This is a genomic window from Sphingomonas sp. SUN019 (genome assembly GCF_024758705.1).
Taxonomy (GTDB): domain Bacteria; phylum Pseudomonadota; class Alphaproteobacteria; order Sphingomonadales; family Sphingomonadaceae; genus Sphingomonas.
This window is the reverse complement of sequence record NZ_CP096971.1, coordinates 1,180,702-1,200,102: the sequence shown is the minus strand read 5'-3', so window position 1 is coordinate 1,200,102 and position 19,401 is coordinate 1,180,702. Positions and strand designations below refer to the sequence as shown.

Genomic DNA, 19,401 nt, shown 5'->3' with positions numbered 1-19,401 from the left:
AGGGCATGACGAAGTGGATAATGCTGGCCGGAGCCGCGCTGGTCGTGGCGACGAGCGTGAGCGCGCAGACCACCCAGCAACCGCCACGGGCGGCGAAAAAGCCGTTCATGGTCAAATCCCCGAACGGCGCGCGCGAGGACGATTATTACTGGCTGCGTGACGACACGCGCAAGAACCCCGAGATGCTGGCGTATCTAAATGCCGAGAATGCCTATGCCGACGCGCAGCTTAGCAGCCTGAAACCGCTCCAGACCAAACTCTATGACGAGACGATCGGCCATATCAAACAGGACGATTCGTCGGTCCCGTATCGCAAGAACGGATATTGGTACGAAACGACCTTCGCCACCGGCGCGCAATATCCGGTGATCCAGCGCCGCAAGGGCGAGAAGACCGCCGCCGCGGCGGTGATGTTCGATCAGCCCGTGATGGCCAAGGGGCACGCCTTCTTCGCACTGAGTGACTGGGCGGTCAGCCCCGACAACAAACTGGTCGCGTGGGCGGAAGATACCGTCGGCCGTCGCCAATATGTGCTGAAGGTAAAGGATCTGGCGACCGGCGCGGTGCTGGCCGACACGGTCACCAACGTCGAACCCAACCTGATCTGGTCGGGCGACAACAAGACCGTATTCTATATCGAGAAAGACCCGGTCACGCTGCGCGGCGCGCGGGTGAAGGCGCATGTGCTCGGCACGCCTGCCAGCGCGGACCGTCTGGTCTATGAGGAGAAGGACGACACCTTCTACATGGGGATCGGGCGCACCGCCGATGACCGGTTCGTCTGCATCGGCGTGCAGAGCACGGTCAGCGCCGAACAGCGCTGCGCCCCCGCCGCTGCGCCGGCGAACTTCACCGTCATCGCCCCGCGCGTCCGCGACGTGCTGTATTCGACCGAGCACAATCAGGGGCGCTGGCTGATGCGCACCAATAAGGGCGCGCCGAACTACAAGATCACGACGATCGCCGATGCCGATATGGCGAAGGGGGCTGCGTGGCGCGATCTCGTCCCGACCAGCGAGAGCGTATTCATCGAAAGCTTCAAGCCGTTCGACGGCTTCGTCGCGATCGAACAGCGCGAAGGCGGCAACAAGATGCTCCGCCTGCCGACCGATGCGGGGAAGAGCGTGCCGGTCAAGGCTGACGAACCCGCCTTTGCGATGGGAATCGACGTGAACGAGGAGCCGGGGACGCCGTGGGTGCGCTACACCTACGGCTCGCTGGTCACGCCAACCACCACCTATGAGGTAAACGCGCAGACCGGCGAGCGGCGCGTGCTGAAGGTGCGGCCGGTGCCGGGCTACGATCCTGCGAAATACGTCACCGAACGCGTCTGGGCGCCCGCACGCGACGGGACGAAGGTGCCGGTGTCGATCGTCTATGCGAAGGGCGTGAAGCGCGACGGGACCGCTCCGATGCTGCAATATGCGTACGGCAGCTATGGCAATTCGACCGATCCTGCGGTCGATCCGGGCCGGATCGAGTTGCTCGATCGCGGCATGGTCTATGCCATCGCGCATATCCGCGGCGGGCAGGAGATGGGACGGCGCTGGTATGACGACGGGCATCTGCTGAACAAGAAGAACAGCTTCACCGACTTCATCGACGTGACACGCTATCTGGTGGCGCAGAAATATGCCGCAAAGGGCCGTGTCGCGGCTTTGGGCGGCAGCGCGGGCGGGTTGCTGATGGGCGGCGTCGCGAACATGGCCCCGGCCGATTACAAGGTTATCGTCGCGCAAGTGCCGTTCGTCGACGTGGTGACGACGATGCTCGACGCGTCGATCCCGTTGACGACCGGCGAATATGACGAATGGGGCAACCCGGCGAACAAGCAGTACTACGATTATATGCTGAGCTATTCGCCGTACGATCAGGTCGCGGCGAAGGCATATCCGGCGCTGTTCGTCGGCACCGGGCTGTGGGACAGCCAGGTGCAATATTACGAGCCCGCGAAATGGGTCGCCCGGTTGCGCGAGAAGAAAACCGACGCGAACCCGTTGCTGTTCCGGGTGAACATGGAGGCGGGGCATGGCGGGAAATCGGGCCGGTTCGAACGCTATCGCCAGAATGCCGAGTGGCAGGCGTTCATGCTGAAGGAACTGGGGGTCGCGGGGTAGGGGGGCCATCAATCCTCCCCTGCAAGGGGAGGTGGCGCGCGCAGCGCGTCGGAGGGGTGTCGACCTCTCGATAGCGTGACACCCCTCCGTCAGGCTTCGCCTGCCACCTCCCCTTGCAGGGGAGGACTACAGGATCGTCCCCACCACAGCGCACGCCAAGAACATCAGCAACCCCGCGAACCGGTTTGCCCGGAAACGGGTGAGGGCGCTGGCGCTGTCGTCGGGGATTAAAGTCGCCACCTGCCACGCGAAATGGCCCGCTACCGGCAACAGCGCCGCAAGCGCCAACGGGTCGGGGCGGACGTGCCACAACGCCGCCGCCCACAGCGCCAGCGCCAACGCGTAGAAGCCCGCGACGCCCGGCCGCACCGCCTTCCCCATACGCAGCGCCGACGACCGGATGCCGATCATCGCATCGTCCTCGCGGTCCTGCAGCGCGTAGATCGTATCATAACCGATCACCCACGCAATCGACCCGGCGTAGAGCAGCACGCCCGGCACCGCGAGCGCCCCCCACATCTCGCTCCACCCCACCAGCGCCGCCCACGAAAACACCAGCCCCAGCCACGCCTGCGGCCACCACGTAATGCGCTTCATGAACGGGTAAGCTGCGACCAGCGCGAGGCTCAGCAGCGCGACGACCGCGGCATAGGGACGCAACTGGAGCAACACGATCAGCCCGATCAGGCACAGCGCCACCAGCCACACCCACGCCGCCTTCAACGACACCATCCCGCTCGGTAGCGGACGGCTGCGGGTGCGCGCGACGCTGGCGTCCAGATCGCGGTCGACGATGTCGTTATAGACGCATCCCGCGCCACGCATCGCGATCGCGCCCAGCAACAGCCACAGGATCAGCCCGAACCGGCCGATCGCGCCGCCCGCCAACGCCACGCCCCATGCGCCGGGCCAGAACAGCAACCACCAGCCGATCGGCCGGTCGAACCGCGCCAGCAGTGCGAGCCCGCGCAGCTGCATGGGAAGCGCGGCGACGAGGCCGCGATGTTCGCTGTCGGGAACGATTTCGGTCACGTGGCGCTTGGTAGAGCGCCGCGCTACACACCGCCAGAGCCCTGAATCCGCCATCATCGTTCGTCAGGATCGAGTTCATGTCCGTAAAGCTTGTCGCCAGCCTCGCCCTCATGCTCTCCGCCACCAGCGTCGCGGCGGCCCCGCCCGCGAGCGGGCTTGGCGGAACGTGGCGCAACAAGGCCGACAGCGTGCGCATCCGCATCGCGAAATGCGGCTCGGGGATGTGCGGAACGGTGATCCAGGCGAGCGAAAAGGCGAAGGCCGACGCGGCGGCGGGCGGGACCGAGCAATTGGTCGGCACACGGTTGTTCGAGGATATGGAGCGCGATCAGGACGGCCTGTGGTACGGCCAGGTGTACGTTCCCGACATCGCGCAAAGCTTCGAAGGCACGATCGAACAGGTCGACCGCGATACGCTCGTCGGCACCGGCTGCCTGTTCGCCGGGATCGGCTGCAAGACGCAAACCTGGCGGCGCGTCCGCTGATCCATCTATCCGTCGCGGTCGGCCGGTTCGTCGAGGCGTTGTTCTATGCGATCCTGCGCGTGGCGGGGGTGGTGACGCTGGCGGTGATCGGGGTGGCGCTGATTGGGGCGCTGTTGTTCTTCACCGCGCGCTGGATGATCGCGCGGGGGCGGAAGCGGTGATAGGGCCGCATTGATGCCCGCCACCCCCGCCTGGCCGCCGCGCTCCACGCCGCGCCTGTTCGTCGCTACGCCGCTCGCGCCTGGACCGCTCGGGATCGATGGGCCGCAGGCGCATTACCTCGTGCAGGTGATGCGGATGAAGGTCGGCGATCCGGTGCGGCTGTTCGACGATGCGACCGGCGAATGGCTGGGTGTCGCGGCCAGCGTCGGAAAGCGCGACGTGACGCTGGACGTGACCGAGAAGCTGGCCGAGCGCGAGGCAGTGCCTGACCTTTGGCTGTGCGCCGCGCCGCTGAAGAAGGGTCGCGTCGACTGGATGGCGGAGAAAGCGTGCGAACTGGGCGTCGCGCGCTTCGTCCCCGTCGTCACGCGGCGCACGGTGGTCGACAAGCCCAATACCGAACGGCTCCGCGCGCACATGATCGAGGCGGCGGAACAATGCGGGCGCACCGCCTTGCCCGAGGTTGCCGAGCCGGTGAAACTGACGGCATTGCTGCGCGACTGGAATGATACCCGCGCGCTGTACTTCGCCGACGAACTGGGCGGCGCGCCTGCAGCCGAAGCGATGAAACACGGCCCCGCGGCGATCCTCATCGGCCCCGAAGGCGGTTTCGACGATGCCGAACGCGAGGCTATTCGCGGTACGCCGGGCGCGGTACCGATCGCGCTCGGCCCGCGTATCCTGCGCGCCGATACCGCAGCCGCAGCGGCGGTCGCGATCTGGATGGCGCAAATGGGCGACTGGCAGTGAGGTGATGCGCCGGGTGATGATCCTCGGCTCGCCCGGCAGCGGCAAATCGACCCTCGCCCGTCGTTTGGGGAAATTGCTGGACGTTCCGGTCTTCCACCTCGATCGGGTATATCACCGGCCCGGATGGACGCCGCCGCCCGATGGCGAATTCGCCGACGATGTCGCGCGGATCGCAGGCCTGCCGGCATGGGTGATCGACGGCAATTATGCGAGCACCGCCGCGTCCCGGCTGCGCGCCGCGGACACGATCATCTATCTCGACGTGTCGCGCCGCCTGGCGATGGCGCGCATCCTGCGACGCATCGTCCTGCATTACGGCCGCCAGCGCCCCGACAGCGCGGAGGGCTGTCCCGAACGATTCGACGCCGAATTCCTGCGTTATGTCTGGAACTGGGAACGCGACGTCGCGATGCGGGTGCGGTGGCTGCTCGTCGGCTTCCCCGGGCGGACGATCACGCTCGCCTCGAAACGCGACGTTCGCCGCTTCACAGCATCCCTCTAGCGCACCGCTTCGCACCCTACTAAGTCCCGCGCCATGACGACGAAAACCGTTTCAAAGGGCAACGTGACGATCATCGAATCGCGCGACCAGCTGATCGAGAGTTTCGCGCGCGGGGAGAAGCCGAAGGACCGCTGGCGGATCGGCACCGAGCACGAGAAGTTCGTGTATGCGACGAGCGACCACCACGCGCCGTCCTATGACGAAGCGGGCGGGATCCGCGCGCTGCTGGGCGAGCTGGAGCAGCATGGCTGGACCCCGGTCGAGGAGGGCGGCAACGTCATCGCGATGGCGGGCGCGGACGGCAGCATCAGCCTGGAACCCGCCGGTCAGTTCGAGCTGTCGGGCGCGCCGCTCGACAATCTGCATGAGACGTGCGCGGAGACCGGGCGGCATCTGGAGCAGGTGAAGGCGGCGGGCGAGAAGCTCGGGATCGGGTTCCTGGGGCTGGGGATGTGGCCCGACAAGACCCGCGCGGAGCTGCCGATCATGCCCAAGGGGCGCTATGCGATCATGCTGCGGCATATGCCGCGCGTCGGGTCGCTGGGGCTCGACATGATGCTGCGCACCTGCACGATTCAGGTGAATCTGGATTACGAAACCGAAGCCGACATGGCGAAGAAGTTTCGCGTTGGCCTCGCGCTGCAGCCGCTGGCGACCGCGTTGTTCGCCAATTCGCCGTTCACCGAAGGGAAGCCGAACGGATTCCTGTCGTTCCGCAGCCATATCTGGTCGGACACCGATCCGCACCGCACGGGGATGCTGCCATTCGTGTTCGAGGATGGGTTCGGCTACGAACGCTATGCCGACTATGCGCTCGATGTGCCGATGTACTTCGTTTACCGTGACGGCCGGTATATCGATGCGGCGGGGCTGTCGTTCCGCGATTTCCTGCGCGGTGAACTGTCGATCCTGCCGGGCGAAAAGCCGTCGCTGGAGGATTGGACCGACCATCTGTCGACCGCCTTTCCCGAGGTGCGGCTGAAGACGTTCCTTGAAATGCGTGGCGCGGACGGCGGTCCGTGGAACCGCATCTGCGCGCTGCCTGCGTTGTGGGTCGGGCTGCTGTACGATCAAGGCGCGCTGGATGCCGCGTGGGACATGGTGAAGGACTGGACCATCGACGAGCGGCAGGCGCTGCGCGATGCGGTGCCGAAGCTGGGGCTGTCCGCACCAGTGCCGGGCGGGCGGCAGTTGCGCGACATCGCGGGCGAGGTACTCGACATCGCGCATTCGGGGTTGGCGGCGCGGGCGCGGGAAAACCGGTCGGGCGATAACGAGACGGGCTTCCTCGATCCGCTGCGCGAGATCGTGCGGTCGGGAAAGGTGCCGGCCGAGGTTTTGCTGGAGCGCTATCACGGCGCATGGGCCGGGGACGTGTCGAAGGTGTACGACGAACTGACGTTCTAGGTTCTAATCCTCCCCTGCAAGGGGAGGTGGCTCGCGCAGCGAGACGGAGGGGTGTCACCCTGTCGATAGCATGACACCCCTCCGGCGCTACGCGCCACCTCCCCTTGCAGGGGAGGATCTATTAGCTAGCTTTTCGCCCCATCACCCACGCAAAGAACCGCGGCACCGGTCCGTTGCGCGCCATCCACGCGCTGTAATCCTGATACGCCGGGTCGGCCCCCAGATGCCGTTCCTCGGTCCGTGCGCGCCAGTAATAGATGCCGCTGACCGCGCCCAGGATCAGCGTCGCGCGCGCGGCGTCGACCATGCTGCCGGTGGTCAGCAGCGGGATCGTCGACAGCCACCAGAACAGGTTCTTCGACAGATACGCCGGGTGCCGTGACCAGGCATATGGCCCGTGCGTCAGGATGCCGCGGTGCGTGAGGTTGGAGAAGCGCATCCCGAACGCAACCGTCGCCCACGCGTAGATCGCGGTCAGCGCGACCAGCACTGCGCCCATCACCGCCAGCGCCACCGGATGGCCCTGCAGCCAGTAGGTCCATTCGGCGGTGCCGGGGTGATAATCCAGTGGCCCGCCGTCCTCCATCAGGATGAACGGCGGATAGCACATCAGCGCCGCCATCCACGCCGCCGCATAAGGATTGGCGGTGCGGATATGCGAATCGAGCGGGCGCATCGTCAGCAGGTAGCCGACGGTCGCGAACGCCACGTCGATCACGAACATGAAGGTGATCAGCCACTGCGCCAGCCGCACGGGATCCGCGAGCAGCCCGAAGCTGGGCGTGCGGACGAAATCGCCGAACCCCGGCGGCACGATCGCCACCATGAAGGCGAGGAAGAATGCCTTCACGCCCCACGAGCGGAGGTGGTTGAAAATCGCCTCCTTGTCGGGCTCCCCCGTCCCCATCAGCCATGCGCCGAGGCTCCACGCGCCGTCCTTCGGCTCGATCAGGTAGCGGTCGAGCCACAGGACATAGGGGATCGACAGCACGAACAAGGCGGGCGCGAGGGTCTGGAACAGCTCCATCGCGAACAGGAAATTGCCACCCCAATAGAAGCGCCCGGTCGCGTAGATCAGCGTGATCCCGGCCCAGGTCGCCCACAATCCGGCAAGCTTGGTCAGGCTGATGTCGAGCGTGTCTTTCAGCGGCTTGGGACTCGCCCAGTCGATCCCGGTCGAGGGATTGCGGTGAACCTTGTCGACGAACACCGACCACGCGATCATCGGCAGCGCGCAGGCGGCGACGTTGACGAGCGCCGCATAGGAGCCGTCCATCCCGTAATGCCGCGCGACCATCGTCCAGGCGATCAATCCGGCGAGTCCCGCCATGCCGACGCCGTGAGACACGGCGGACGTGGGACGCGGATCGGCGCGGGTGGCGCTGGCGAGGGCGGAATCGTGGTACGTCACGCGTGCGGAGTAGCGCGGCAATGGTAAGCATCGCGTGAAGCACTAGGGGACGCACATGGATTGGACGCCGAGCTGGGCGCCTGCGCCCGACAGCGGGATCACGGTCCGAATGCAGGAGGCGGGGGGCCTCCGGTTCGAACTCGCGGAGATGGGGGCGGGCGATCACCTCGCCTTGTGCCTGCATGGTTTTCCCGAACTGAGTTTCTCGTGGCGGTTCCAGATGCCGCTGCTGGCGGGGCTGGGATATCGCGTGTGGGCGCCGAATTTGCGCGGCTATGGCGCGTCGTCGCGGCCCGTGGGGGTGGACGCCTACGCGATCGAATCGCTGCTCGGCGACATGGCGGCGCTGATCGATGCGAGCGGAGCAAAGCGGGTAACGCTGATCGCGCATGATTGGGGCGGGGCGCTGGCGTGGATGTTCGCGATCCGGAAAATCCGTCCGATCGAACGGCTGGTGGTGATGAACCTGCCGCACCCGGCGCGCTTTGCGGAAGGGCTGAAGACGTGGAAGCAGCGGCGGAAAAGCTGGTATATCGCGTTCTTCCAACTGCCGTGGCTGCCCGAAGCGATGCTGACCCGCAACCGCGCCGCTGCGATTCGGCGGATGTTTCGCGGCATGGCGATCGACAAGACGCGTTCTCCCGCTGACGTGCTCGACGTGTATGCGAACGCCGCGCTGCGGCCGGGTGCGGCGACCGCGATGGTCAACTGGTATCGCGCCGCGGCGCGCGGCGGGAAGGGCGCGCTGGGGCGCGGCAAGCCGGTGGTCGATGTGCCGACCCTGGTGGTGTGGGGCGATGAGGATGCGGCGCTGGGCGTCGAACTGCTCGACGGCACGGAGCGGTTCGTGCCCGACCTGACAATCCGGCGATTGCCGGGCGTGTCGCACTGGGTGCAGCAGGAAGCGCCCGAAGCGGTGAATGCGATATTGGAGGAATGGTTGCCCCACCCCATCCGTTCGTCCTGAGTAGCCGCTGACCTTGTCGAAGCGGCGTATCGAAGGACAGGCGTCCGGGCATGTCCTTCGATACGGGCCTTCGCCTTCGCTCAGTCCCTACTCAGGACGAACGGGTTGGGGATGACTGGCCGCTTCTTATCCCCTCAATCCGCGACCCCCAGATAGATCAGCAGCACGACGAAGAACGTCGTCGTCACCAAGGCAAAGTTCAACATCCAGAACGTGCGCCATAACGCGCCCGCGCGCGACAGGCGGTACGCGCCCTTCAACTGACGATAGATGTGGAACGGCGGGATCAGACCGGCGGCGGTCCACAGCATCCAGACCGGCACGCCGATCGCACCGAGCAGCGCCAGCACGATCACCAGCAGCGACATGAACGTCAGCGAATAGGTCGCGAAGATCGCATGGTCGTACATTCCCACGTCGCGGCGGAAGGGGAACAGGATCCAGATGAACGGCAGCGAGATCGGGATCAGCGCCCAGCTGAACTTATACGCGCTGGTCTTCACCTTGTAGAGCAACAGCTTGGGATTTTCCTTCGCGTGGTTGAACTTGCGTTCCAGCCAATTGTCGTTGCTGGCGGGCGGTGCGCCCTCGGCGTTGAAGGTGGTCGGCGCGGGCAGGATGCGTTCGGCCTGCGCCAGATCGTCGCGCGCCTTCAGTGACGCCGCGACGCGCTTCTCCAACCTGACGATACGATCGGCGTCGGGCGCGGTGTCGGCGCGTTCCTTCGCCAGCGATTTTTGCGCCGTCACCAGCGCGGTCTGCGCGCGCGCCTTTTCCTCGGCCAGCTTCGTACGCGCTTCCATCATCCCAGCCGCCACGCCGGGTTTCAGGAAATCCGAATCACCAAAGCTCCAGCCGGGCAGGTTCGCCACTACGGTGAACATCAGGAAGACGGTGAACAGGAACAATGCGATCGGGCTGACGAAGCGCGCGCGTTCGCCCGCGATATAGCGCCGCGTCAGTTCGCCGGGCTTCAGCGCGAGCAGCGGCAGCGTGTGCCAGATCTTGCCTTCGAAATGGAACACCGCATGACCGATGTCGTGCCCGATCGCGGCCATCGTGCGGTGGACGTGTCCGGCCTGGCCGCACGCGTGGCAATGCCGGCCGACCAACGGCGTCCCGCAATTCAGGCACGCGCCGTGCGCCTCCTCGCCGTGCGCTTCTCCGGCACGCGGTTCGACGCTGCGCGCGAGCAACGCCCCCGTCGCCAGATCACCCGCCGCCTCAATGCCCCCCGGCATATCAATTCCCCGCTTTGTCCGGCGGCACGGTTACCGCGCGGCGGCGGTCAGGCCAAGCCGCCTCAGTATTTGCTGATCTCGACCGGCAGTTTGCGGAAACCGTGGACGAAGCACGCGGCGACGCGTTCGGGTTCGCCGACCACGTTGATGCGCATCCGGCGTTTCGCCATCTCCTCCAGCAGGATCGCGATCTGCATCTCGGCCAGCCGCGCGCCGACGCAGCGGTGGATGCCGTGCCCGAAGGCGAGGTGGCGCCGCGCGTTCGGGCGGTCGACCTGAATCTCGTCGGCATTGTCGCCGAACACGCTCTCGTCGCGGTTGCCGGAGATGTACCAGAGCGCCAGCTTGTCGCCCGCCTTGATCTGCTGCCCGCCCAGTTCGGTATCCGCGGTCGCGGTGCGGCGCATATGCGCCAGCGGGGTCTGCCAGCGGATGATCTCGCTGACCGCATTGGGGATCAGCGCGGGATCGGCCTCCAGCTTCGCGCGCTGGTCGGGATACTTGTCGAGCCCGTAGGCCAAACCCGACATCGTATTGCGTGTCGTGTCGTTGCCGCCGACGATCAGCAGGATCAGATTGCCGATGAATTCGTGATCGTCCATTTCCTTCATCGCGTCGGAATGGATCATCATGCTGATCAGGTCGGGCGTCATCGGCTTGTCGACCTTCTGGTTCCACAGTCCGCGGAAATACATGCCGCATTCGAACATGTGCTCCAGCCTTTTGGCGCGCAGGTCGGGGTTCTTGATGATCTCGATATCGCCTGCCCAGTCGGACCAGAAGGTCAGCTTGCGGCGGTCCTCCCACGGGAAATCGAACAGGATCGCCAGCATCTGCGTGGTCAGTTCGATCGATACGGTGTCGACCCAGTCGAACTCCTTGTTCCAGTCGAGCGTGTCGAGGATGTCGCCCGTCCGGTGGCGGATGTCGGAGGACATACGCTGCATCTCGGACGGCGTGAACGCCGGGGAGACGGTGCGGCGCTGGCCGGTGTGGACCGGGCGGTCGCGTGCGATGAACATCGGCATCTTGATCGCGTTCGGGTCGCCCTGATCGAAATTGGCGAGGCTGATCCCGCCCGCTTCGGATGAATAGAGTTCGGGGAGCGATTCGACCTCGACGATCGGCTTGTAGGTGCTGACCGACCAATAGGGACCGAAGTCGCTATGCTCGACCCTGTGCACCGGGGCCTCGGCGCGCAGGCGGGCGAAGGGTTCGCGCCAGACATCGTCGCGGTAGAGTTCCGCGCGGCTTACGTCTAACGGATCGACCGCGAAGGTCTCGGTCGCGTGCTGCGCCAGCGTCGCCATGGTTCTCTCCTGCCTGCTTATTTGGTTGCAAGAGAAAACCTAACTGACACGCGTGTCAATGGCTTTGCGGCAAGTCCGTTCGGGATCGCGAGAAAAGCTTCGTCCACGCACCCCTGGCGCTGCCCGATTGCAGCACCCCGCGACGGAACAGCCGCGCGCCGACGGTGATGAAGATCGCCACCCACAGGAATTGCCAGGCAAGCGCGGCGACATGCGGCCACAAAGCGGGCGAGTTGGCGGCGCGGCCGGCCATGGCGAAGGGGGAGGATAGCGGGAACACTTCCGCCAGCAGGGCAATTCCGCTGCCGGGGTTCGACGCCGCGGCGGACGCCAGGCCGAACATCGCGACCTGCAGGATCGTGATCGGCAGCGACAGCATCTGGATTTCGCGCATCGTCGACGCCTGCGCGCCGACGCCGAGGAAGACCGAGCCGAGCAGCAGATACGCGGTGGTAAAATAGGCGACGAACAGCAACGCGAACGGCCCGAAGCCAACCGCGGGGGCCAGGTTCGCGATGCCCCCCGCCGCGCCCGCGGGCAGCAATGCGCCGATCTGGCTGACGATCGTGCCCCAGAATCCGACGAACAGCACCGCGACGCCGAACATCCCGAGCAATTTGCCGAGGAACACGCTTTCCAGCGGCACCGCGGCGGCGAGCACCTCGATCACCTTGTTGTTGCGCTCCTCCGCCATCGTCCCGACGACTTGCCCCGACAGGAACAGAGTCAGGAAGAAGATACCGAACACCGCGAGGAAGGCAGATGCGTTGCGCCCGCCGAGCGACGGTGTCGTGCGCCCGGCCTGGATGAGGATCGGTTCGGACAGATCGCCGCCGACCCGCTGCGCGCGTGCCGCCTGTTCGGCCAGCGTGGCAAGGTAGCGCGCGTCGCGCTTGCCGCGCGGCGTGTGCAGGATGTGCGGGAGCGTCAGGCCACCCGCCATCACCGCGGCGACGTCGGCACCCTTCGAATCCAGCGCGGCGCGGGTCTGTGCCAGCATATCGCCGGTCGGCTGCTCGACGAACACCACCGGCGGGCGCGCCTCCTCCCCGAATAGCGCGCGCAGCTTCGTATCCGCCTGAAGGATTGCGATGCCGTCGCGGTCGCTGGCGATCACAACCAGGCGTTCCTTGTCCGCCGAGCCCGCTGCGACGCTGGCCGCACCCATCCCGCCGATCGCGCCGAACGATCCCATGATGACCGGCGCGAACAGGAACAGCAGGAACACGGGCGTGAAGACGGTGGCGAGGAAATCGCGGCGTGCGATCGTCAGCGTCTGGCGCAGGCGGCGGCGAAACTTGCTCATGCCGCGCCCTCCGCCGCGCTTTCGCCGACAATCCTCACAAACGCCTCGTGCAAACCGGGGCGTTCGATCGACAGGCCGGAAATGCCGTAGCCTGCGTCGATCAGCCGCTTCAGCAACGTCTCGATCCCCTCGCGCGGCAATTCGAACCGCCACGAATCGCCGTGCAGCACCGCATCCGCAGGAAGATGCTCGCGGATCGCATCGTCGGGGAAATGCGGCACGTAATGGACCTGTTGCGGCAGCAGCGCGCGCGCCTGATCCACGGTCCCCTCGAACCGCCGCTTGCCGCCCGCGATGATCGCCAGCCGGTCGCACAGCCGCTGCGCGTGCGCCATGACGTGGGTGGAGAACAGGATCGTCGCGCCGCGATCGCGCTCGGCCAGAATCAGCGCCTCCAGTCGTTCCTGATTGACCGGATCGAGGCCCGAGAACGGTTCGTCGAGCACGATCAGATCGGGCTGGTGAACGACCGAGCCGAGCAACTGGACCAGCTGCGCCATGCCCTTCGACAATTTGCGGATTTTCTGGTCGACCGCGTGGCCCAAGCCATTCGCTTCCAGCAACGTCACCGCCCGCGCGCGGCCCTCGCGCCACGGCAGCCCGCGCAGCGCGCCCATGAACGCGATCGCCTCCTTCGCCTTCATCGCCGGGTACAGCCCGCGTTCCTCGGGCAAGTAACCGACGCGGTCGCTGGCGTCGCGCGGGTGGCTCTGGCCGAGCATCGTACGGGTGCCTTCGTCCGGCTCGATGATGCCAAGCAGCATCCTGAGCGTCGTCGTCTTGCCCGCGCCGTTCGGCCCCAGCACGCCATAGATCGCGCCCTGCGGCACGATCAGGTCGACGCCGTCGACCACGCGGCGGTCTTCGAAGCGTTTGACGAGGCCGCTGGCGGTGATCGCGGGATGGGAAGGGGGCACCAACGTCCGTTCGGTTAAAGCTGAAGGGTTGGGAAGCCCCGTGGCAGCGTGGTAGCGGGGCGGCGTGGTGCAAGACAAGCTGGAAGCGCGGATCAAGTCGAAGGCGGCGGAGCTGGGCTTCGCCGCGTGCGGGATCGCGCGCGCCGATGCCGCGCCGCGCGCGGCCGAGCGATTGCGGCAATGGCTGGCCGAGGGGCGGCACGGCGACATGATCTGGATGGAATCGCGCGCGCATCACCGGGAGTCGCCCGCCGGGCTGTGGCCCGAGGCGCGGAGCGTGATCGCTTTGGGCATGAGCTATGCGCCCGCCGAAGAACCGCTGCGGTTGGCGTCGGAGCGCGGGATCGGGCGGATTTCGACCTATGCGCAAGGGGCCGACTATCACGATGTCGTGAAGAAGGCGCTGAAGGCGCTCGGCCGCTGGCTGGCCGCGGATGCGGGATGCGATCTGAAGGTGTTCGTCGATACCGCGCCCGTGATGGAGAAACCTCTGGCCGAGGCGGCGGGGCTGGGCTGGCAGGGCAAGCACACGAACCTGGTGTCGCGCGATGACGGCAGCTGGCTGTTTCTCGGCGCGATCTACACCACGCTGGCGCTGGACCCCGATGCGCCGGGGCGCGACCTTTGCGGATCGTGCGACGCGTGTCAGCGCGCGTGCCCGACCGATGCTTTCCCCGCGCCTTACCGGCTCGATGCGCGGCGCTGCATTTCATACCTGACGATTGAACACGCCGGGCCGATCCCGGAGGAGTTTCGCGTTTCGATCGGCAATCGTATCTACGGCTGCGACGACTGCCTGGCGGTGTGCCCGTGGAACAAGTTCGCCGCGTCAGCCCGCGCGAACATCGCGTTCGCGGCGCGTGCGGAGCTGGCGGCACCGGCGCTGGGTGATCTGCTGGCGCTGGACGATGCGGGGTTCCGGCAGGTGTTCGCAGGATCGCCGATCAAGCGCATCGGCCGCAGCCGGATGATCCGCAACTGCCTGATCGCGGCGGGGAATAGCAGGGATGCGGGGCTGCTGCCGGTGGTGGAGCGGTTGCGCGGGGATGCGGATGCGGTGGTGCGCGACGCGGCGGAGTGGGCGACACAGAAACTCCTCCCCGGAACGGGGAGGGGGACCGCCAGCGAAGCTGGTGGTGGAGGGGCAGCCACGAGCGACAGCCTTGCTTGGCTGCCCCTCCACCAGCCTGCGGCTGGTCCCCCTCCCCGTGCCGGGGAGGAATAGACTACCGCCCCCCCTCGCGCCGGGTCAGCGCCGCCACGCAACTCGCGCGGTCGATCGCGCTGCCGTCGGGTTCGCGCGCGTCGACATACGTCACGCGCGGATCGCCCTCGCCCTTGGGATACAGATACGCGTCCAGCACGCAGATCCCGCTCTTGAACTGCAGTTTCCGCGCGGTTCCTTCGCGCACATCCAGGTCGGGCTGGCCGAACAGGCCGGTCAGCGCCGCGGCGTTCTGTCCGATCACGCGCTCCAGCCCCAAAGTGGTATAGGGGATCGGCACCGGCGCGGCGCGCTCCGGCGGGGGCGTCGTGGCCGTCGCGACACACGCCCCCAGCGTTCCCGCCGCGGCCAGTCCCAAAATCGCCTTCATGTGCGGTTCCCGTGAAACAGATGCGTCGCCATCGCCGCGCCCAAGACCGGCGCAAGGATGTTGAGGACCGGAACCACGAACAGGCCGGTGCCGGCAAGCCCGAGCAGGAAGCGCCGCGCGCCGTTCGTCCGGCGCCACTCCCGCATCGCCGCAGCGTCCATGTGCCGCGCCGCGACCATGTCCCCCAGATCGCGCCCGAGCAGGAACGCGTTGGCGGCGAAGAACAGCGCCGCAGTGCCGATCCCCGTCGCCAGCAGAACGATGTAGAGCGGCAACAGCAAAAGGTTCACCCCGACGAACCGCGCCGCCGACCGCAGCCCCATATTGAGCGAGCGATGCAGCGGCACCGCCCGCGCGCTGGCCACCGCTACAGGATAATGTTTCGCCTCGACCGCGGCGACCACATCGTCGGCCAGCACCCCGATCACCAGGATCGCGACCGCGCGGAATAGCAGCCACAGCGCCAGCACGGTCACGACCAAAGCCGCGGCGGAGGCGAGCGCGCCGCCGTACGTCCAACTCGCCAGCAACGCCTGCGTCCCCCACCACACGCCTGCGCCGAGGACCACGAAAATGACGAGGGTCAGCGCAAGGCTCTTGGCGAGCACCGCCAGCACCGGCCGATCACCGAGTTGGCCGAGCGAAAGGGCGAACGCGCGGAACATCGCGTGTGGATGCGACGCGGGCCGCGGTTGCGCAACCCCGCCGCGCCATCTAGGCCCCCCGCGCATCATCCACCCGCACCGGGAAATCATCCTTGACCAAACCTGCCCATGACGTCGTCGCGATCGGCAACGCCATCGTCGACATCCTGTCGCAATCCGAAGACGCCTTCCTCGCGCAGGAAGGGATGGCGAAGGGATCGATGCAATTGATGTTCTCGCCCGAAGAGGCGGATGCGCTGTACGCGAAGATGGGGCCGGGGATCGAGGCGTCGGGCGGGTCGGCGGCCAACACCGTCGCGGGGATCGCGGCGCTGGGCGGCAAGTGCGGCTTCATCGGGCAGGTCGCCGACGACCAGCTGGGCGAGGTATTCGCGCACGACGTCCGCAGCGTCGGGATCGATTTCGGCACGCCCGCACGCGCCGGCGCGCCGACCACCGCGCGCTGCCTGATCTTCGTCACGCCCGACGGGCAGCGCACGATGAACACCTTCCTCGGCGCGTCGCAATTCCTGCCCGCCGCCGCACTCGACCGTGATCTGATCGCCGACGCCGCGATCCTGTATCTCGAAGGTTATCTGTGGGACCCCGAGGAACCGCGCGCCGCGATGCGCGCCGCGATCGACATCGCGCGGGGGGCGGGGCGGAAGGTCGCGTTCACGCTGAGCGACACGTTCTGCATCTCGCGCCACGGCGGCGATTTCCGCACGCTGATCGCGGACGGGCTGATCGACATCCTGTTCGCCAACGAAGCCGAATTGCTCGCGCTGGCGGAGGTCGAGGATTTCGATGCGGCGGTCGCCAAGATTGCCCCGCAGGTGCCGACTCTGGTCGTGACGCGCAGCGAGAACGGTGCGATCGCGCTGCAGAACGGCACGAAGGCCAGCGTCGCGGCGGAGCCGATCGCGAAGGTCGTCGACACGACCGGCGCGGGCGATCTGTTCGCGGCGGGCTTCCTGCATGGTCAGGCGCAGGGTTGGGATCTGGAAAAATCGCTGCGCCTCGGCGCGATCTGCGCGGCCGAGATCATCAGCCATTTCGGCGCGCGCCCGCAGGTCGACATGAAGGCGCTGGTCGCCGAGAAGCTTGGATAACCCGCTACCGATAAATGCGGTTCTGCCCGACCTGCTCGCGGCGTTGCGCGAGCGGTCGAACGCGGTGCTAGTCGCGCCGCCGGGGGCGGGCAAGACGACCAGCGTCGCGCCCGCGCTGCTGAGTGAGGACTGGTGCAGCGGCGAAATCCTGCTGCTCTCCCCGCGCCGTCTGGCCGCACGCGCCGCCGCCGAGCGGATGGCGTCGATCGCCGGGGAAGCGGTCGGACGGACCTTCGGCTATGCGACCCGGCTCGACAGCAAACGCTCCGTCGCGACGCGCGTGACGGTGGTGACCGAAGGTATCTTCGTCGCGCGCATCCAGAACGATCCCGAACTTAGCGGCGTGTCCGCGGTGCTGTTCGACGAAGTCCACGAACGCAGCCTCGACGGCGATTTCGGCCTCGCGCTGGCGCTCGACGCGCAGGGCGGGTTGCGGCCGGACCTGCGGCTGATCGCGATGTCGGCGACGCTGGACGGCACACGGTTTGCCGCGCTGATGGGCGGTGCGCCGGTCATCGAGAGCGAAGGCCGCAGCTGGCCGCTCGAACTACGTCACATCGGCCGCAACGCCGAAGCGCGCATCGAGGATTCGGTCGCCGCCGCAGTGCGCCGCGCGCTGGGCGAGGCGGAGGGCGGCGTGCTCGCCTTCCTGCCCGGCGTCGCGGAGATCGAGCGCACCGCCGAACGGTTGGAGAGCATCCCCAACATCCTACTCCACCGCCTCCACGGCACCCTCGACCCCGCCGCGCAACGCGCTGCAATTCGGGCGGAACCCGGCGACTTGCGGAAAGTCGTGCTGGCGACCTCGATCGCCGAGACCAGCCTGACGCTGGACGGCATCCGCATCGTCGTCGATTCGGGGCTGGCGCGCCGTCCGCGCTACGATCGTGCGGCGGGGATGACGCGGCTGGTGACCGAACGCGCGAGCCAGGCGGCGGCGACGCAGCGCGCGGGCCGCGCGGCGCGGCAGGGGCCGGGGGTGGCGTATCGATTGTGGGAGGAGGCGGCGACCGCGGGCCTGCCGCGCTTCGATCCGCCCGAGATACTGGAGGCGGATTTGTCGGCCCTGGTGCTGGCGTGCGGCATCTGGGGCGTCGCCGATCCGCGCGATCTGGCGTGGATCGATTCGCCGCCCGAGGCCGCGGTGGCGGAGGCGCGCGCGCGGCTGGCGGCGCTGGAGGCGATCGACACCGACGGCCGTCCGACCGCGCACGGCCGTCAGATTGCGGCGCTGCCGATGCCGCCGCGGCTTGCGCATATGCTGGTGCGTGCGGGGGAGATGGGGCTGGCGCGTGTCGCGGCGGAGGTTGCGGTGCTGCTGGGTGAGCGTGGGCTGGGGGGCGGAGACTCTGATCTGGAGCTGCGCTTGCGGCGGTGGCGGGGGGATCGGTCGCCGAAAGCGCAGGCCGCGCGGAAGCTGGCGGAGCGGTGGAGCAAAGCCATTGCGCCCGCAGTGGGGACTGGGTCGGGGGAAGGCGTGGGTGTCTGTCTCGCGCTCGGCTTCCCGGACCGGATCGCACGGCGGCGCGACGCAACCGGCGAACGCTGGGCCTCGGTCGGCGGGCGCGGGTTCAGGCTCGACCCGACGTCGCCGCTTGCCTCGGCGCAGTGGCTGGCCGTCGCCGAGACGCAGGGGATGGCGGCGGGTGCGCGTATCCTGTCGGCGGCGGCAATCGACGGCGAGACGGTCGAACGCCTGTTCGCCGACCGGATCGAGACGCGGCGCACCGCCGATTTCGATCCCGCGACCGGCGGGGTGCAGCCGGTGCGCGAGCGACGGCTCGGCGTGATCCGACTGTCGAGCGGGCGGGACACCGAGGCCGACCCGGCGACGATCGCGGCGGCGCTGGTCGAGGGGGTGCGCAAGCATGGCCTCGATCTGCTGCCGTGGAGCGATGGCGCGCGGGCGTTGCGGACACGCGCCGCGTTCGCGGGCGTGGCGCTAGACGATGCGACGCTGCTCGACCGGCTCGACGAATGGCTGCCTGCGCTGGTCGAGGAGCGGCGGCGGCTCGATGCGATCCCGCCGGGCGCGCTGACCGAGGCGATTCGCAACCTTCTCGGCTGGGACGTTCTCCAGCTGATCGATCGCGTCGCGCCTACCGCCTTCACCAGCCCGGCGGGTAGTAGCCACGCGATCGACTACGCCGCGGAGGGCGGGCCGAAGGTCGAACTGCGCGTGCAGGCGTTGTTCGGGCTCGCCGAGCATCCAGTGGTGGGGGAGGGGCGCGTGCCGCTGGTCCTGTCGCTCACCTCCCCCGCCAGCCGCCCGATCCAGACGACGCGCGACCTGCCGGGCTTCTGGGCGGGAAGCTGGGCCGCGGTCGCGAAGGAAATGCGCGGTCGCTATCCGCGGCACCCGTGGCCGGACGATCCCGCGTCCGCATCCGCGACGCTGCGCACGAAAAACGCTGATGCACGGCGTGGGCAATCGCGATAAGGG

Annotated in this window: 18 protein-coding genes; 10 read left to right on the top strand and 8 right to left on the bottom strand. The window is 67.5% G+C overall.

Going from position 1 to position 19,401, the window contains the following annotated elements; genetic code table 11:
- Positions 1–5: 5 nt before the first annotated feature.
- On the top strand, positions 6–2,117 hold the full coding sequence (locus tag M0208_RS05825) for a S9 family peptidase (RefSeq protein ID WP_258890784.1): 2,112 nt from the start codon (positions 6–8) through the stop codon (positions 2,115–2,117).
- A gap of 126 nt (positions 2,118–2,243) precedes the next feature.
- On the opposite strand, the gene ubiA is transcribed toward M0208_RS05825, so the two are convergent.
- Positions 2,244–3,095, bottom strand: coding sequence for a 4-hydroxybenzoate octaprenyltransferase (gene ubiA / locus M0208_RS05820; RefSeq protein ID WP_258893175.1), 852 nt, complete (start codon positions 3,093–3,095; stop codon positions 2,244–2,246).
- A 131-nt stretch (positions 3,096–3,226) separates the two neighbouring features.
- On the opposite strand from ubiA, the gene M0208_RS05815 reads away from it, so the two are divergent.
- Genes M0208_RS05815 through M0208_RS05795 form a run of 5 tightly spaced genes read left to right on the top strand, consistent with a single transcriptional unit; the run spans position 3,227 to position 6,455 of the window.
- Entirely contained in the window at positions 3,227–3,634 is a 408-nt protein-coding gene (locus M0208_RS05815) for a DUF2147 domain-containing protein (RefSeq protein ID WP_258890783.1), read from the top strand.
- Positions 3,635–3,672: 38 nt separating this feature from the next.
- Entirely contained in the window at positions 3,673–3,795 is a 123-nt protein-coding gene (locus M0208_RS05810; protein ID WP_258890782.1) for a hypothetical protein, read from the top strand.
- Between the two features lie 13 nt (positions 3,796–3,808).
- Positions 3,809–4,546 carry a 16S rRNA (uracil(1498)-N(3))-methyltransferase gene (locus M0208_RS05805; protein WP_258890781.1) on the top strand — a complete coding sequence of 246 codons (738 nt, stop codon included), beginning with the start codon at positions 3,809–3,811 and terminating at the stop codon, positions 4,544–4,546.
- A 4-nt stretch (positions 4,547–4,550) separates the two neighbouring features.
- Positions 4,551–5,048, top strand: coding sequence for a topology modulation protein (locus M0208_RS05800; protein WP_258890780.1), 498 nt, complete (start codon positions 4,551–4,553; stop codon positions 5,046–5,048).
- 33 nt (positions 5,049–5,081) lie between these two features.
- Positions 5,082–6,455 (top strand): glutamate--cysteine ligase, encoded by a 1,374-nt coding sequence (locus M0208_RS05795; RefSeq protein ID WP_258890779.1) that lies wholly within the window; start codon positions 5,082–5,084, stop codon positions 6,453–6,455.
- 121 nt (positions 6,456–6,576) lie between these two features.
- On the opposite strand, the gene M0208_RS05790 is transcribed toward M0208_RS05795, so the two are convergent.
- On the bottom strand, positions 6,577–7,785 hold the full coding sequence (locus M0208_RS05790; RefSeq protein WP_258893174.1) for an isoprenylcysteine carboxylmethyltransferase family protein: 1,209 nt from the start codon (positions 7,783–7,785) through the stop codon (positions 6,577–6,579).
- 136 nt (positions 7,786–7,921) lie between these two features.
- Here M0208_RS05790 and M0208_RS05785 point away from each other — a divergent pair, with 136 nt between their 5' ends.
- Entirely contained in the window at positions 7,922–8,833 is a 912-nt protein-coding gene (locus M0208_RS05785; protein ID WP_258890778.1) for an alpha/beta fold hydrolase, read from the top strand.
- Between the two features lie 134 nt (positions 8,834–8,967).
- Here the strand turns inward: M0208_RS05785 and M0208_RS05780 are convergent, their stop codons facing one another.
- From M0208_RS05780 to M0208_RS05765, 4 genes are all read right to left on the bottom strand, one after another.
- The gene (locus M0208_RS05780; protein ID WP_258890777.1) at positions 8,968–10,074 is read right to left on the bottom strand and encodes a DUF3667 domain-containing protein; all 1,107 of its coding nucleotides are present in this window, start codon (positions 10,072–10,074) and stop codon (positions 8,968–8,970) included.
- A 62-nt stretch (positions 10,075–10,136) separates the two neighbouring features.
- The gene (locus M0208_RS05775) at positions 10,137–11,384 is read right to left on the bottom strand and encodes a cytochrome P450 (protein WP_258890776.1); all 1,248 of its coding nucleotides are present in this window, start codon (positions 11,382–11,384) and stop codon (positions 10,137–10,139) included.
- A gap of 55 nt (positions 11,385–11,439) precedes the next feature.
- On the bottom strand, positions 11,440–12,690 hold the full coding sequence (locus tag M0208_RS05770) for an ABC transporter permease (protein WP_258890775.1): 1,251 nt from the start codon (positions 12,688–12,690) through the stop codon (positions 11,440–11,442).
- Entirely contained in the window at positions 12,687–13,610 is a 924-nt protein-coding gene (locus M0208_RS05765; RefSeq protein ID WP_408988080.1) for an ABC transporter ATP-binding protein, read from the bottom strand. The genes M0208_RS05770 and M0208_RS05765 overlap by 4 nt, the downstream gene beginning before the upstream one ends.
- A 61-nt stretch (positions 13,611–13,671) precedes the next feature.
- Here M0208_RS05765 and queG point away from each other — a divergent pair, with 61 nt between their 5' ends.
- Positions 13,672–14,832, top strand: a complete 1,161-nt coding sequence (queG, locus tag M0208_RS05760) for a tRNA epoxyqueuosine(34) reductase QueG (RefSeq protein ID WP_258890773.1) — start codon at positions 13,672–13,674, stop codon at positions 14,830–14,832.
- A 1-nt stretch (position 14,833) separates the two neighbouring features.
- Here the strand turns inward: queG and M0208_RS05755 are convergent, their stop codons facing one another.
- Complete coding sequence (locus M0208_RS05755) at positions 14,834–15,202, bottom strand: hypothetical protein (protein WP_258890772.1); 369 nt, start codon at positions 15,200–15,202, stop codon at positions 14,834–14,836.
- Positions 15,199–15,867 carry an EI24 domain-containing protein gene (locus M0208_RS05750; RefSeq protein WP_258890771.1) on the bottom strand — a complete coding sequence of 223 codons (669 nt, stop codon included), beginning with the start codon at positions 15,865–15,867 and terminating at the stop codon, positions 15,199–15,201. Before M0208_RS05750 ends, M0208_RS05755 begins: the two co-directional genes overlap by 4 nt.
- 92 nt (positions 15,868–15,959) lie before the next feature.
- Between M0208_RS05750 and M0208_RS05745 the strand changes: the two genes are divergently transcribed.
- Entirely contained in the window at positions 15,960–16,958 is a 999-nt protein-coding gene (locus tag M0208_RS05745) for an adenosine kinase (RefSeq protein WP_258890770.1), read from the top strand.
- Positions 16,951–19,398: an ATP-dependent helicase HrpB gene (gene hrpB / locus M0208_RS05740; protein WP_258890769.1), complete on the top strand. Its 2,448-nt coding sequence runs from the start codon at positions 16,951–16,953 to the stop codon at positions 19,396–19,398. The genes M0208_RS05745 and hrpB overlap by 8 nt, the downstream gene beginning before the upstream one ends.
- Positions 19,399–19,401: the final 3 nt, after the last annotated feature.

Bases quoted from the DNA above. Each gene is read 5' to 3' on its own strand.
- M0208_RS05805 (WP_258890781.1), top strand. From the start codon at position 3,809: ATGCCCGCCACCCCCGCCTGGCCGCCGCGCTCCACGCCGCGCCTGTTC.
- M0208_RS05755 (WP_258890772.1), bottom strand. From the start codon at position 15,202: ATGAAGGCGATTTTGGGACTGGCCGCGGCGGGAACGCTGGGGGCGTGT.
- M0208_RS05815 (WP_258890783.1), top strand. From the start codon at position 3,227: ATGTCCGTAAAGCTTGTCGCCAGCCTCGCCCTCATGCTCTCCGCCACC.
- M0208_RS05825 (WP_258890784.1), top strand. From the start codon at position 6: ATGACGAAGTGGATAATGCTGGCCGGAGCCGCGCTGGTCGTGGCGACG.
- M0208_RS05795 (WP_258890779.1), top strand. From the start codon at position 5,082: ATGACGACGAAAACCGTTTCAAAGGGCAACGTGACGATCATCGAATCG.
- M0208_RS05790 (WP_258893174.1), bottom strand. From the start codon at position 7,785: ATGGCGGGACTCGCCGGATTGATCGCCTGGACGATGGTCGCGCGGCAT.
- M0208_RS05800 (WP_258890780.1), top strand. From the start codon at position 4,551: ATGCGCCGGGTGATGATCCTCGGCTCGCCCGGCAGCGGCAAATCGACC.
- M0208_RS05785 (WP_258890778.1), top strand. From the start codon at position 7,922: ATGGATTGGACGCCGAGCTGGGCGCCTGCGCCCGACAGCGGGATCACG.
- M0208_RS05750 (WP_258890771.1), bottom strand. From the start codon at position 15,867: ATGTTCCGCGCGTTCGCCCTTTCGCTCGGCCAACTCGGTGATCGGCCG.
- M0208_RS05770 (WP_258890775.1), bottom strand. From the start codon at position 12,690: ATGAGCAAGTTTCGCCGCCGCCTGCGCCAGACGCTGACGATCGCACGC.
- M0208_RS05775 (WP_258890776.1), bottom strand. From the start codon at position 11,384: ATGGCGACGCTGGCGCAGCACGCGACCGAGACCTTCGCGGTCGATCCG.
- ubiA (WP_258893175.1), bottom strand. From the start codon at position 3,095: ATGCAGCTGCGCGGGCTCGCACTGCTGGCGCGGTTCGACCGGCCGATC.
- M0208_RS05780 (WP_258890777.1), bottom strand. From the start codon at position 10,074: ATGCCGGGGGGCATTGAGGCGGCGGGTGATCTGGCGACGGGGGCGTTG.